Source organism: Streptomyces sp. NBC_00597 (assembly GCF_041431095.1).
Classification (GTDB): Bacteria; Actinomycetota; Actinomycetes; order Streptomycetales; family Streptomycetaceae; genus Streptomyces.
The window spans coordinates 5,717,726-5,730,627 of the sequence record NZ_CP107757.1 but is presented as its reverse complement, the minus strand read 5'-3'; the positions used below and the strand labels follow the sequence as shown (position 1 = coordinate 5,730,627).

Below are 12,902 nucleotides of genomic sequence, written 5' to 3'. Positions count from 1 at the left end.
AGGCACCCGGAGCGGACTCCGGGGCGGTTCTCGGTCAGCCCAGGCGCTCGACGAGCGCGTGGTACTGGTCCCACAGCTCCTTGGGAGTGTGGTCGCCGTAGGTGTTCAGGTGCTCGGGGACCAGGGCGGCCTCCTCGCGCCAGACCTCCTTGTCGACGGTGAGGAGGAAGTCCAGGTCCGCGGCCGGGATGTCCAGGCCGTCGGTGTCCAGGGAGGACACGGTCGGCAGGATGCCGATGGGGGTCTCGACGCCCTCGGCCTTGCCGTCGAGGCGCTCGACGATCCACTTCAGGACGCGGCTGTTCTCACCGAAGCCGGGCCACACGAACTTGCCCGCGTCGTTCTTGCGGAACCAGTTCACGTAGTAGATCTTCGGGAGCTTCGCGGCGTCCGCGGACGCGCCGACCTTGATCCAGTGGGCCATGTAGTCGCCCATGTTGTAGCCGCAGAACGGCAGCATGGCGAACGGGTCGCGGCGCAGCTCGCCGACCTTGCCCTCGGCGGCGGCGGTCTTCTCGGATGCGATGTTCGAGCCGATGAAGACGCCGTGGTTCCAGTCGAAGGACTCGGTGACCAGCGGGACCGCGGAGGCGCGGCGGCCGCCGAAGAGGATCGCGGAGATCGGGACGCCCTTGGGGTCCTCCCACTCGGGGGCGATCGTCGGGCACTGGGAGGCCGGGACGGCGAAGCGGGCGTTGGGGTGGGCGGCCGGGGTCTCGGACTCCGGGGTCCAGGCGTTGCCCTTCCAGTCGATGAGCTCGGCCGGGGGCTCCTCGGTCATGCCCTCCCACCAGACGTCGCCGCCGTCGGGCGTGAGCGCCACGTTGGTGAAGACGGTGTTCGCGTACATCGTCTTCATGGCGTTGGCGTTGGTGTGCTCGCCGGTGCCGGGCGCGACGCCGAAGAAGCCGGCCTCGGGGTTGATCGCGTACAGGCGACCGTCCTCGCCGAAGCGCATCCAGGCGATGTCGTCGCCGATGGTCTCGACCGTCCAGCCGGGGATCGTGGGCTCCAGCATGGCCAGGTTCGTCTTGCCGCAGGCGCTCGGGAACGCGGCGGCGACGTACTTCGCCTCACCCTGCGGCGGGGTGAGCTTGAGGATCAGCATGTGCTCGGCGAGCCAGCCCTCGTCGCGGGCCATGACGGACGCGATGCGCAGGGCGTAGCACTTCTTGCCGAGCAGGGCGTTGCCACCGTAGCCCGAGCCGTACGACCAGATCTCGCGGGTCTCCGGGAAGTGCGAGATGTACTTGGTGGTGTTGCACGGCCACGGCACGTCGTCCTGGCCTTCGGCGAGCGGAGCGCCGAGGGTGTGGACCGCCTTGACGAAGAACCCGTCGGTGCCGAGCTCGTCGAGGACGGGCTTGCCCATGCGGGTCATGGTGCGCATGGCGACGGCGACGTAGGCGGAGTCGGTGATCTCGACGCCGATCGCGGAGAGCTCGGAGCCGAGGGGACCCATGCAGAAGGGGACGACGTACATCGTCCGGCCCTTCATGGAGCCGCGGAAGATGCCCTTCTCTCCCGCGAAGAGGTCCTTCATCTCCGCGGGGGCCTTCCAGTGGTTGGTCGGGCCCGCGTCCTCCTCCTTCTCGGAGCAGATGAAGGTCCGGTCCTCGACGCGCGCGACGTCGGACGGGTCGGAGGCGGCGTAGTACGAGTTGGGTCGCTTGCCCTCGTCCAGCTTCTTGAACGTGCCCTTGGCGACGAGCTCCTCGCACAGGCGCTCGTACTCGGCTTCGGAACCGTCACACCAGACGACCCGGTCGGGCTCGGTGATCGCTGCGATCTCGTCCACCCAGGAGATCAGTGCTCCATGGTTGGTGGGGAGGGTCGGACTGGTGGGAGCCGCGTTGTCGCGCGCCACGATTGCTCCTTGTTGAGGGGTGTGTTTGGTGTTTGCCCCGTGGGGGCTGCGACCCGGACGCTTCGCGCTCCGCTCATCCGGTGCCGACCGCACTCATCTGATCATCCGGTGGATGTGCGCATATGTCCAGGGGGCCTCTCACGTGAGCATCGCCACTCCCGTCAATCTTCCGTAAAGCGCACTAACGGAAACCTACGGACCCGTAGGTAGCATGGCGGCCATGACTTCTGACGCCGCCGCCGTGCCGGTCGACGCCGTACCGGTCGCAACCGAGGCACCGGAAGCCAAGCCGCTGATGCGCGGCTGGCTGCACACCGGGATGTTCCCCGCCGTGATCGTCGCGGGCCTGGCGCTGATGGCCTTCACCGAGTCGACGCGGGCCCGGGTCGCGTGCGGGGTGTACATCCTCACGGCCTGCCTGCTGTTCGGCGTCAGCGCCGTCTACCACCGCGGCACCTGGGGCCCCCGGGGCGAGGCGATCCTGCGGCGCCTCGACCACGCCAACATCTTCCTGATCATCGCGGGGACGTACACCCCGCTGACCGTGCTCCTGCTCCCGCCCTCCACCGGACGGACGCTGCTGTGGGCGGTGTGGATCGCGGCCGCGGCCGGCATCGCCTTCCGGGTCTTCTGGGTCGGTGCCCCGCGCTGGCTCTACACCCCCTGCTACATAGCGATGGGCTGGGCGGCGGTCTTCTTCCTGCCGGACTTCATGCACACCGGCGGCATCGCCGTCCTGGTCCTGGTGATCGTCGGCGGGCTGCTCTACAGCGCGGGCGGCGTCATCTACGGCATCAAGCGCCCGAACCCCTCCCCCCGCTTCTTCGGCTTCCACGAGGTCTTCCACTCCCTGACCCTGGCCGCCTTCGTGGCGCACTACGTCGGCATCTCGCTCGCCGCCTACCGGCACGCGTAGGGCGCGGGCCGCTCCCCGGGCGAGCCACCCGGGCGCGGCGTATGGTCGAGAAAGAGGGGGGCCCGCGCGGCGGCCTGCTGGGGCCACGCCCACGTGGCGCGCACCTGCCTCAGCGGGGCCACCTGTCTCAGGGGCGACGTGTCCCGGGCAGGTCCGGCCAGGCCGACGCGGCCAGTTGCGTCAGGTACCAGAGGAACCCCCATGAACCGGCACCTTCGTTTCGCATGCCTCGCATCCCTCACCGCTTCCGTACTCGCCCTGGGATCGACCGGCGCGCTCGGCGCCCCGGGCTCCACGACCGCGGTCCCGACAGCAGGAGCCTGTGCTCTGGTCAAGGGCACGCCCACTGCGGACAACAAGCCCACCTTCGACCTGAAGCTCTCCGGGTTCGGCGGCGGAGCACGCGTGATCATCTCCGATGGCACGCACCGGCAGGAGGTCAGGGTGGCGTCCAACGGCAAGTTCGTCGACGATGACGTCAAGTTCGCCACCTACCAGGTCAAGCAGAAGCGCGGCGGCGCGTCCGTGCAGTGCACGTCGGTGGCCAAGGAGGACACCACCAAGCCGGACACCACGAAGCCGGTCGACGTCACCGCGGCGACCGCCCGCTACCTCGGCCAGACGGGCAACATACCGTGCGACATCGTCTCCGGGGGCCTCAAGCCGGCGTTCGGCGGCACGATCACCGCGGCCGGTCCCGGAACGGTCAAGTACCGCTGGGTGCGCAGCGACGGATCCGTCTCCGGCGTCCTGCCCCTGACCTTCACCGAGGCGGGAACCAAGGACGTCCCCATGATGCGTTGGGAAGGCGTCGCGCTCCAGGGGACCGACAAGTTCTCCGGATCGGCCCAGATCACGATCGTCGGCGACGACACGAAGTCGAACCGCGCGGAGGTCACCCTCAACTGCGTCATACCGAAGTAGGCCGGGCAGAGCCTCCGCCCGCGCGGTGAGCGCGGGCGGAGGGCCGTACCGCGGAGGCTAGGTCTTGTCGCAGGCGTAGCCGTCGCCGTCGGGGTCCAGGCGCAGTGGGTCGCTGCCGTTGACCTTCATGCGCTTCGGGTACTGGTGGGAGGCCAGCCAGTCGCAGCGGGCCTTCGTCGTCTCCTTCACCTCCGCAGGGAAGTTCGTCGGGACGCACTGGTTGACCGTTCCGTAGTGCCGGTCGCAGCCGGCCACGGTCGGGGCGACGGGCACCGAGTCTCGCTCCCCGGGGTTCTGCTGAGGGGCCGCCTGCGGCGCGTCCGCGAAGTCGTGGACGTGCGGGGACGGAGCCTCCTGCGTCGCCGCGAGCGCCGACGGGCCGCCCAGGTGCACCCACGTCGCCACCGACGGGACGCCGTTCGCGTCGACCCCGAAGAGCATGTACCAGCCCGGCGGTGCCAGGTTGGGGTTGCTGGTGACGTTGAGGTCGACGGTCGTGTCGTTGACCACCGTCATCGGCAGGTCCACGAACCGCTGGTTCGGGTCCGAGGAGTGGGTGACCGCCGCCGGCCGGATCAACTCCGCCTTGACGATCGGCCGGTCGACGGTGATCCGCTGCGTGTCCCCGTACAGCCACTGCGTGTCGATCACCGAGGTGAGCTTCGGGCGGGCGCCCTTGAAGAGGTACGGCGGGGTGTAGATCGACACGTTGTTGTTGTACGTGCCGTTGCCCGGGTTGTCGCCGACCGTCATGACCCGCCCGTCGGGCAGCAGGAACCCGGCCGAGTGGTACGTCCGCGGGATCGGGTCGGCCGGCAGCCCGGCCTTGTAGGTGTTGGTCGCCGGGTCGAAGAACGAGGCCTCGTACACCGGGTCGGCCCGGTCGTGCAGCCCGCCGCCGGTCTCCAGCACCTTGCCGTCCGGCAGCAGTACGGCCGACACGTACATCTTGCCCTCGGCCCCGGTCTGCGCCCGTTTGACGCCGCCCACGTCGACCAGGCCCTGCGGCAGGTCCGGGCCGGCGGTGTACGCGGGGCTCGCCGCCTTCAGGTCGATCAGCTCGGTGAGCCGGTTCGCCGCCGGGTTGGACTCGTTGTTGCCGCCGCCGATGGTCAGGACCCTTTGGTCCTGCGCGGGCGGCAGCAGCACGCTCGCCGACTCGTCGCGCTCGTCCTTCTTGCGCAGCCCGGGCACGTCCGTGACCGTGTTCGCGCCGTAGTCGTAGATCGACGCACCGCTGCCCTGGGTGCCGTTGCCGAAGGTGTGGCTGCCCGAGTAGAACAGCCGCCCGTCCTGCATCAGGATCATCGACGGGTACAGGCCCCAGTAGGACCAGGTCTGGTTGACCTCGTTCATCGGCAGCCACTTGCCCTGCGCCGCCGAGAACCGCTCCGCGGTCACGTTGCCCGTCGAGTCCTCCTTCAGCCCGCCGAAGGAGATCACGTCACCGTTGTCGAGGACCGTCGCCGACGGGTACCAGTGCCCCCCGTTCAGGTCGTTGGTCTTCGTGTAGGCCTCGGTCGCCGGGTCGAAGACGTAGCTGTCCTTCAGCCCCTGGTAGCCGACCTTGCCGTCGGCGGACGGGTACCCCTTGTTGCCGCTCATCACGAGCACCCGGCCGTCCGACAGCTGCACGTGCCCCGAGCAGAACATGTCCACCGGCGTCGGGATCGTCTTGAAGGACCCGTTCGCCGGGTCGTACACGGCCGAAGTGAACGTGCCCGCGTTGAACTGGGCGATGTCGTTGCCCGAGCCCGCGATCAGCAGCACCTTGCCGTTCTTCAGGACGACGGCGTGCATCGAGCGGACCGGGTTCTTGGCCGGGATCACCTCCCACTTGCCCTTGGCGCACTGCTCGGCGGTGCCCGTGCACCCCGGCTGCGGAGGGGCGGCGCCCACCTCCTCCAACGCGTAGTCGTCGGTGGTGAGCGTGCCCACCCCGTACACCGACATCCCCCAGGTGATCTTGTCGGTGCCCGGCGGGACGGCGGGCGTACGGACCTCCGTGCGCGCCCATCCGGCGCTGACCGGCGGATTCTGCAGGTCGGTCCAGTACTGCCAGCCCGCGGTGGTGTCGTGGCGGAACACGGTCACCGACACGTCCGGGGTGTTCGACTTGTACCAGGCCGACAGGTCGTACTGCTTGCCCGGCACGACCGTCGGGGCGCAGGTGGTGTTCTCGGTGACGAGGGCCTTGCGGTCGCCGCTCAGGCGGCGGGTGAGCGAGACCTTCATGGCCTTGCTGCCGCTGTGCGCGTCGGCGACGGTGGCGAACGTGAAGTCGTTGTCGCCCCAGCCGGACTTCTCCCAGCAGGACGGCATGTCGTCGCCGGGCGCCCCGGCGGTCTCGAAACCGGCATTGGTGAGCAGATTGGGCGGTCCGGCCGTGGCCTGCTGCGGTGCGGTGAGCAGCAGGCCCGCGGTCATCGCCCCGACGGCGGCCACGGCGGCGCGCCGCCCGGCCTTCCGCCGGATGTTCACTGGCATGGACGGGTTCCCTTCTGTGCGGCTCAGCTCCTGGTGGTACGTGCGGTGCGCGTCTTGCGCGGTAGGTAGACGAGGGCCTCGGTGGCCGCGAACCGCAGGACGAAGGTGGTGACCAGGGCGAGAGCGGTGGCGGGCAGCACCTGCATGCCGAACCTGGCGACGAACAGGGCGATCAGCGGGATGCGCAGCAGCAGGTCGGCATTGGCCAGCAGGGCGAACCGGCCGACCCGGTCCGCCCAGTGGCGGTGGCGGCGCCGGTCGCGGAAGAGCAGCCCTTCGATGAGGGCGAAGTTCCAGAGCACCCCGGCCTGGTTGGCGGCGATCTCGGCCGGCAGGTAGTGCATCCCGGCGTGCGTGAGCAGCCACAGCGCGAACAGGTTCGGGACGAAGCCGGAGAGTCCGATCAGCCCGAAGCCGATCATCCGGGCCAGTGGGGCCGCCGAGCGCAGGGCGGCGAGATGGGCCAGGAAGCGCATTCCCTCGCGGAGCCCGGACTTGGACTCGCCGGAGTGGCGGTCCTGGAAGACGAAGGGCACCTCGGCGACCTCGGCGGGGCGGCAGCGCACCGCCAGCTCCAGCAGGATCTTGTAGCCGAGGGGTTTGAGGGCGTCCGCGGTGACGACCGCGCGGCGCACGGCGAAGAAGCCGCTCATCGGGTCGCTGATCCCGCGCAGGGCGCGCGGGAAGAGCCCCTTCGTGAGCCAGGTCGCGCCGCGCGAGACGGCAATGCGGTAGTTCCCGGCGAGCCCGGCCCGGCTGCCGCCGGGGAGGTAGCGGGAGGCGACCACCAGGTCGGCTCCGGTGCGCTCGCCCTCCCCGACGAGTTCGGGCACCAGGTGCGGCGGGTGCTGGAGGTCGGCGTCCATGACGACGATCCAGTCGGTGTCCGCCCGCTTGACGCCTTCGACGACGGCGCCGCCGAGGCCGCCGTCGGCGCTCTCGCGGTGCAGGACGGCGACCGGGAAGGGCAGGTCGAGGGCGGCCTTCTCGATGACGGCCGGGGTGTCGTCCGTGGAGTCGTCCACGAACAGGACCTCGCAGGGCAGGTGGGCGGGGAGCGCGTCGGCGAGCCGGCCCAGCAACTCGGCGATGTTCCCGGCCTCGTTGAAGGTGGGGATGACGAGGGTGACGCTGCCCGCCGCCCCGCGCTCCGGAATGGCTAGTTCCGGATCGCTCAGGGCATGTGGGGTCCACAGGTCCTCGCTCATGGCGGATCAGCTCCCGTCGACTCGGTCGGTCCGGCGGATCTCGATGCGGTCCTCGCCCGAGCCGAAGACGGCCACCACGGCCGAATGCTCCAGCGCGGCCTTCACATTGGGCAGGTCCGCCGCGTCCCGCCGGACGGTGGGCGAGGAGACCACGTAGTCGATGTCCCGCCAGCCGCCCGGCAGCGTCCTGGTGACGGCGGGGTCGAGGTCGGCCTTGTAGAACCAGATCGCGCCGAGCCCGGGCTCGAAGCCGTCGTGGACGGCGTCCAGCCAGAGCGCGTCGTCGACGAGGACCCGGGTGCCGGCCGGATCGGGCACCTCCCGGCCGAGCCAGGCGGCGGCCTGCCGGTACGGGGCGTTCGCGTCGGCCGTGAGCGCGGTGCGGTCGCCGTCGTACCAGCGCGGCAGGACGTACAGCGCGGCCGCCGCGGCGAGTGCGCCGACCAGCAGCCGGCGCCCGTACACGAGGGACCGGCGCTCCCCGGGCGTACGGCGGCGGCGCAACACGGCGTGCGTGACGCTGGCCGCGGCCCCGGCCAGGACCAGCGCGAGGAACGGCAGCGCCTGGATCACGTACATCGCGGGCAGGTAGCCGGAGGGCCTCAGTGCGACGGCCGCGAGGAGGACGGCGGCGAGCGCCGGGCCGGCGAGCGCCCGGGCGGTGACGGACCAGCGCGGGGTGGCGATCAGCAGGAGCGCCCCGGCCAGCCCGCCGAGCGGCAGGACCGTGTCGTAGTACAGCCACGACCGGAACACCCCGTTCGAACCGGAACCGGGGGTGAGGATGAAGCCCGACCCCGGCCGGCTCATCTGGTAGGTGATGCCGTCGATCAGCGAAACGTGCCCGGCGCCGGGCAGCAGCTCGCTGTTGAGCAGCGCGAACAGCGGGTACGAGAGTCCGATGAGCGCGCAGGCGGTGACGGCCCCGGTGACGGCGAACTTGCGGGTGTCCCGGTGGCTGTGGCGCCACATGGTCACCAGCAGCGCCGGGAGCACCACCAGCATCGTCTCCTTGGTCAGGACGGCGGTGGCGGCCGCAAGTCCGGACCCGAAGTGGTGCCACAGGTGGCGGCTGGGGGACGCGGCCAGACAGAAGGCCAGCAGGATCCACATCACGGCGAGGTTGTCGAGGAAGATCTCCCGCTGGAGCACCACGGAGAGCGGGGAGAGCCCGAAGAGGGCCATCGCGAGCCCGGACGCCCAACGCGGCAGCCACAGCCGGCGGGCGAGGACGTAGATCAGCACGGAGCTGACGGCGGACACGGCGACCATCGAAAAGCGCATCGGCGCGACGGTCATCCAGTCGGGCACGAAGAGGGAGGGCAGGTAGGTCAGTCCGGCTATCTGTATCCAGCCCAGCGGCGGATGGTCGTACCAGTACGTGTAGTGCGCCAGGCCGTTGCCCTGCTGGACGGCCCACGCCTGGGCGAGGTAGGTGCCCTCGTCGTCGCTCAGGGTCGGGAACCGCGTGATGTTCCAGCCCTGGACGAGGACGATCGCGATCAGGACCGCCCCGCACAGCAGCAGGTCGGGGCGGGAGGACCGCAGGCGCAGGAGGGGGTGGGCCGGGGCGGGCGGCCGGACTCCGAGACCGCCGGGCCGGGTCCGCTGCTGCGGGATCGGGGGCGCGGTGGCGGTGGCGGTTGCGGTGGCCGCGCCGGACTGGGGATCAGTGGCCGTGGGCAGGGTGGCGGTCACTGGTGGCTGTCCTCTCGGATCGCGGTGGACACGCCGGCGCCGGACGCGCCGGCGGTGGCGCCGATCGGAGCGAGGTGGGCGCCGGTGTGGCTGGTCAGCTCCCACTCGTTGCGGCCGCGCTGCTCGCGCCAGACCGCGCGGATCGCCGCGCCCGCGAGCATCACCTGGTAGAACGGGCCGCCGACGACGAGCTTGAGGTAGTGCACGAAGCGGACGCGCAGGCCGTACTGGCGGCCGAAGTCGTGCAGGCCGACGATCTCGAACACGAACGTCACCATCGCCGTGATCATCGGCAGGAAAGTGATGATCGCGATCCCGACGGGAACGTCGAGGAGGACCGCGACGGCGAAGTTGAGCGGGATGATCACGCCGGACGCCGCCTGCATGAACGGAGTCATCAGTGTGTAGCGGGCCAGCCAGCGCTGGCCGCGGCCGGGCAGCCGCTGCCAGTCCTTCTTGCGGTAGACCTGGAGGAAGCCCTGGTTCCAGCGGGTGCGCTGCTTGAGCAGGCTCATCAGCGAGCCGGGCGTCTCCTCGCGGGTGACCATGTCGCTGTCGTAGGCGACGACGACCTTCTTGCCGACCGAGGACAGGCGTACGCCCAGGTCGCAGTCCTCGGCCAAGCAGTTCTGGTCCCAGCCGCCGGCCTCGCGGAGCACCTCGGTGCGGACGAAGACGGTGTTGCCGCCGAGCGGGATGAACCCCTTCTCGGCGTGCAGGTGCAGCCGGGAGCGGAACCAGAAGAAGTACTCCAGGCAGTTGCGCAGGCTGTACCAGCTGGAGTGGAAGTTGATGAGCTGGACCCCGCCCTGGACCACGTCGGCCGCGGTGGAGCGGAAGGCGTGGTCGACATGGGCGAGCAGCTCGGGGTGGACCTGGTCCTCGGCGTCGAAGACCCCGACGATGTCGCCCCGGCAGTGCGGGAGGGCGGTGTTGAGGGCCTTCGGCTTGTTCTTGGTCTCGTTGTGGTCGACGACGACCCGTACGCGCTCGGACGCCCGCGCCGCGGCGGCCTCGGCGACGGCGGCGGTCTCGGGGTCGTCGTGGCCGACGATGACGATGATCTCGTAGTCGCCGTGGCTCGATTCGAGCAGCCGCTCGATCGTCTGCCGCAGGACCGCCTGCTCGTGCCGCGCCGGCAGGAGGAGCGAGAAGGCCAGTCGGCCCTCACCGTCGGGGCGGTCGAACCGGGTCGAGGCGAGCGTCTCGGGCGTGCGCCACGCGTGCATCTGCCACCACAGCGTGAACGCGGCCATCCAGAACAGCGCAAGCGAAATCAAGGATATGACGACAGAGGTGTACAAAACATCCCCCACAGACATGCCGCGACACCAGGCGGCGATCAAAACCCCCCAGGGGACGAGGTGGGCCCCCCGGCCCACCTGCCCCTGCTTCCCCCTCGGGCGCACCCCCCAGTGCGCCTGCTCCGCGGCTCCCCCGTTGCTCCCGCAGACACGAGACTAGGCAGCGAAAATGAAACTCAGGAGCCGCGGGGATAAAAAACGGGTTTCCGAACTGCCGCACACGCAACCGGAATTGACGGTACTCCGATCGATTCAGGGATGAACTGCACCCAACTGATCGCCGAGTTCGACCGGATCTGTCGTAGGCCGCGCGCAGACGAAATGTCGACACACATACGCCGTCGGCAGGTCGCGGACGAGTGTGCGCTCGGCCAGCAGGGGGAACTCGCCCCCGCTACCGTCGGCCGCCCGCGGCAGACCGACCGCCACGACGGCCCCGGGAGCCGTCCCCAGCAACGCGGTCCGGTGCAAACCGGCCAACGCCGGATCCTCCAGATGCCCCACCACGGCCACCTCGCGCGGCCCGTCGACCAACGCCTCGGCCACCGCGAGCCCGTGCCCGATGAAGCGCGGAACGCGCGGCCCGAGCGCGTGCACCACCCCGAGCGCCCGCTCTGCCGCACTGCGGTGCGCCTGCGAACCCGTGTGGGCGGCGTACGAGAGGAGCGCGCCGGCCGCGGCCGTCCAGCCGGAGGGAGCCGCGGTGTCGGTCGGGTCCTGGGGCCGGCGGATCAGCTGCTCGGCGTCGTGCGCGGTGTCGTACAAGGAGCCGTCCTCGGCGGTGAACCGGTCCAGCACCAGGTCGACGAGGAACCCGGCGAACTCCAGCCAGACCCCCTCGCCGGTCACGGACGCCAGCGCGAGGAAGCCCTCGGCCACGTCGCCGTAGTCCTCCAGCACCCCGGCGTTCGCCCCGACGCGCCCGTCCTTGCTGGTCCTGGCCAGCCGGGCCCGCCCGGCCGCCGCATCGAAGTGGACCCGGACCAGCAGGTCGGCGGCCTCGGTGGCCCGCTCGACCAGGTCCGGCCGGTCGAAGTACGCCCCGCACTCGGCCAGCGCCGCGATCGCCAGGCCGTTCCAGGCGGCGACGACCTTGTCGTCCCGGCCGGGCGCGGGGCGCTCGGCGCGGGCCGCGAGCAGCCGCTCCCGGATCCCGGCGATCACCGCGGCCTCCACGACGGGTCCGTCCTGCGGCAGCTGGAGCACCGAAGTGCCGTGCTCGAAGGTGCCCTCGTCCGTCACTCCGAAGTACGCGGCGGCCAACGCCCCGTCCGCCTCCCCGAGCACCTCGGCCAACCGGGCGGGAGTCCAGGCGTAGTACGCCCCCTCCGCGTGCTCGCCGGTCAGCGGGTCCTCGCTGTCCGCGTCGAGTGCGGAGGCGAAGCCGCCCTCGGTGGTGCGCAGCTCGCGCACCATGAAGTCGGCGGTCTCCAGCGCGACGCGCCGCGCGAGGTCCGAGCCAGTGGCCCGCCACAGGTGGGCGTACACCCGGCACAGCAGCGCGTTGTCGTACAGCATCTTCTCGAAGTGGGGCACGACCCACTCCCGGTCCACGGAGTACCGCGCGAACCCGCCGCCGAGCTGGTCGTAGATCCCGCCGCGGGCCATGGCCTCGCAGGTGTCGGCGGCCATCTGCAGGGCGCCCTCGGCCCCGGTGCGCGCGTGGTGGCGCAGCAGGAACTCCAGCACCATGGAGGGCGGGAACTTCGGCGCCCCGCCGAATCCGCCGCGGGCGGCGTCGTACTCGCGGGTCAGCCCGAGCAGCGCTTGCGCCAGCTCCCCGGGACCGGGCGCGCCGGCCTTGCCGTAGTCCAACTGCCGCCCGGCGAGGTCCCGCACGATCCGCTGCGCGACCTCGGCCACCTCCTCGGGCCGCCCCACCCAGGCGGTCCGCACGCCTTCGAGGATCTGCATGAAGGAGGGCGTCCCGTGGCGGGGCTCGGGCGGGAAGTAGGTCCCGAAGTAGAAGGGCTCGGCGTCGGGGGTGAGGAAGACGGTCATGGGCCAGCCGCCCTGCCCGGTGGCGGCCTGCACGGCCTCCATGTACACGGCGTCGACGTCGGGCCGCTCCTCGCGGTCCACCTTGACGTTGACGAAGTGCTCGTTCATGTAGGCGGCAGCCAGCTCGTCCTCGAAGGACTCGTGCGCCATCACATGGCACCAGTGGCAGCTGCTGTACCCGACGCTGAGCATGACGGGCACCCCCCGCTCCCGCGCCTCCGCGAACGCCTCGGGCGACCAGGGCCACCAGTCGACGGGGTTCTCCGCGTGCTGGAGCAGATAGGGCGATGTCTCGTTCGCGAGGCGGTTCGGCATGGGCCCATCCTCGCGCACCGGACGGGACGGCGCCGGGAAGGGGAGGCGGCGTGCCCGCACCGCGGGCGCGCACGGCGCGGTGGCCGGGTCGACTGTACATATATGCACGGCAGCGGTCGAATATGGCCCAACTCCCTCTGATCTAGCTCAGATTCACTCGCGCTCGCGGCAGTCCCGGCGGA

8 protein-coding genes are annotated in these 12,902 nt (G+C 70.8%); 2 read left to right on the top strand and 6 right to left on the bottom strand.

Going from position 1 to position 12,902, the window contains the following annotated elements; all coding sequences use genetic code 11:
• Window positions 1–34: 34 nt before the first annotated feature.
• Window positions 35–1,867 (bottom strand): phosphoenolpyruvate carboxykinase (GTP), encoded by a 1,833-nt coding sequence (locus OG974_RS26145; protein ID WP_327285114.1) that lies wholly within the window; start codon window positions 1,865–1,867, stop codon window positions 35–37.
• A gap of 220 nt (window positions 1,868–2,087) precedes the next feature.
• Here OG974_RS26145 and OG974_RS26140 point away from each other — a divergent pair, with 220 nt between their 5' ends.
• Window positions 2,088–2,783 (top strand): hemolysin III family protein, encoded by a 696-nt coding sequence (locus tag OG974_RS26140; RefSeq protein WP_327285113.1) that lies wholly within the window; start codon window positions 2,088–2,090, stop codon window positions 2,781–2,783.
• A gap of 201 nt (window positions 2,784–2,984) precedes the next feature.
• Window positions 2,985–3,707 carry a hypothetical protein gene (locus OG974_RS26135; RefSeq protein WP_327285112.1) on the top strand — a complete coding sequence of 241 codons (723 nt, stop codon included), beginning with the start codon at window positions 2,985–2,987 and terminating at the stop codon, window positions 3,705–3,707.
• Window positions 3,708–3,764: 57 nt separating this feature from the next.
• Here the strand turns inward: OG974_RS26135 and OG974_RS26130 are convergent, their stop codons facing one another.
• The 5 genes from OG974_RS26130 to OG974_RS26110 form a co-directional block, all read right to left on the bottom strand.
• The gene (locus OG974_RS26130) at window positions 3,765–6,194 is read right to left on the bottom strand and encodes a galactose oxidase early set domain-containing protein (RefSeq protein ID WP_329314388.1); all 2,430 of its coding nucleotides are present in this window, start codon (window positions 6,192–6,194) and stop codon (window positions 3,765–3,767) included.
• 23 nt (window positions 6,195–6,217) lie between these two features.
• A complete protein-coding gene (locus OG974_RS26125; RefSeq protein WP_328763470.1) occupies window positions 6,218–7,402 on the bottom strand; it encodes a glycosyltransferase family 2 protein in 1,185 nt (394 codons plus the stop codon).
• A 6-nt stretch (window positions 7,403–7,408) separates the two neighbouring features.
• Window positions 7,409–9,100, bottom strand: a complete 1,692-nt coding sequence (locus OG974_RS26120; protein ID WP_371644635.1) for an ArnT family glycosyltransferase — start codon at window positions 9,098–9,100, stop codon at window positions 7,409–7,411.
• Window positions 9,097–10,422 carry a glycosyltransferase gene (locus tag OG974_RS26115; RefSeq protein ID WP_371644633.1) on the bottom strand — a complete coding sequence of 442 codons (1,326 nt, stop codon included), beginning with the start codon at window positions 10,420–10,422 and terminating at the stop codon, window positions 9,097–9,099. Before OG974_RS26115 ends, OG974_RS26120 begins: the two co-directional genes overlap by 4 nt.
• Window positions 10,423–10,656: 234 nt before the next feature.
• Complete coding sequence (locus tag OG974_RS26110) at window positions 10,657–12,720, bottom strand: thioredoxin domain-containing protein (protein ID WP_371644631.1); 2,064 nt, start codon at window positions 12,718–12,720, stop codon at window positions 10,657–10,659.
• Window positions 12,721–12,902: the final 182 nt, after the last annotated feature.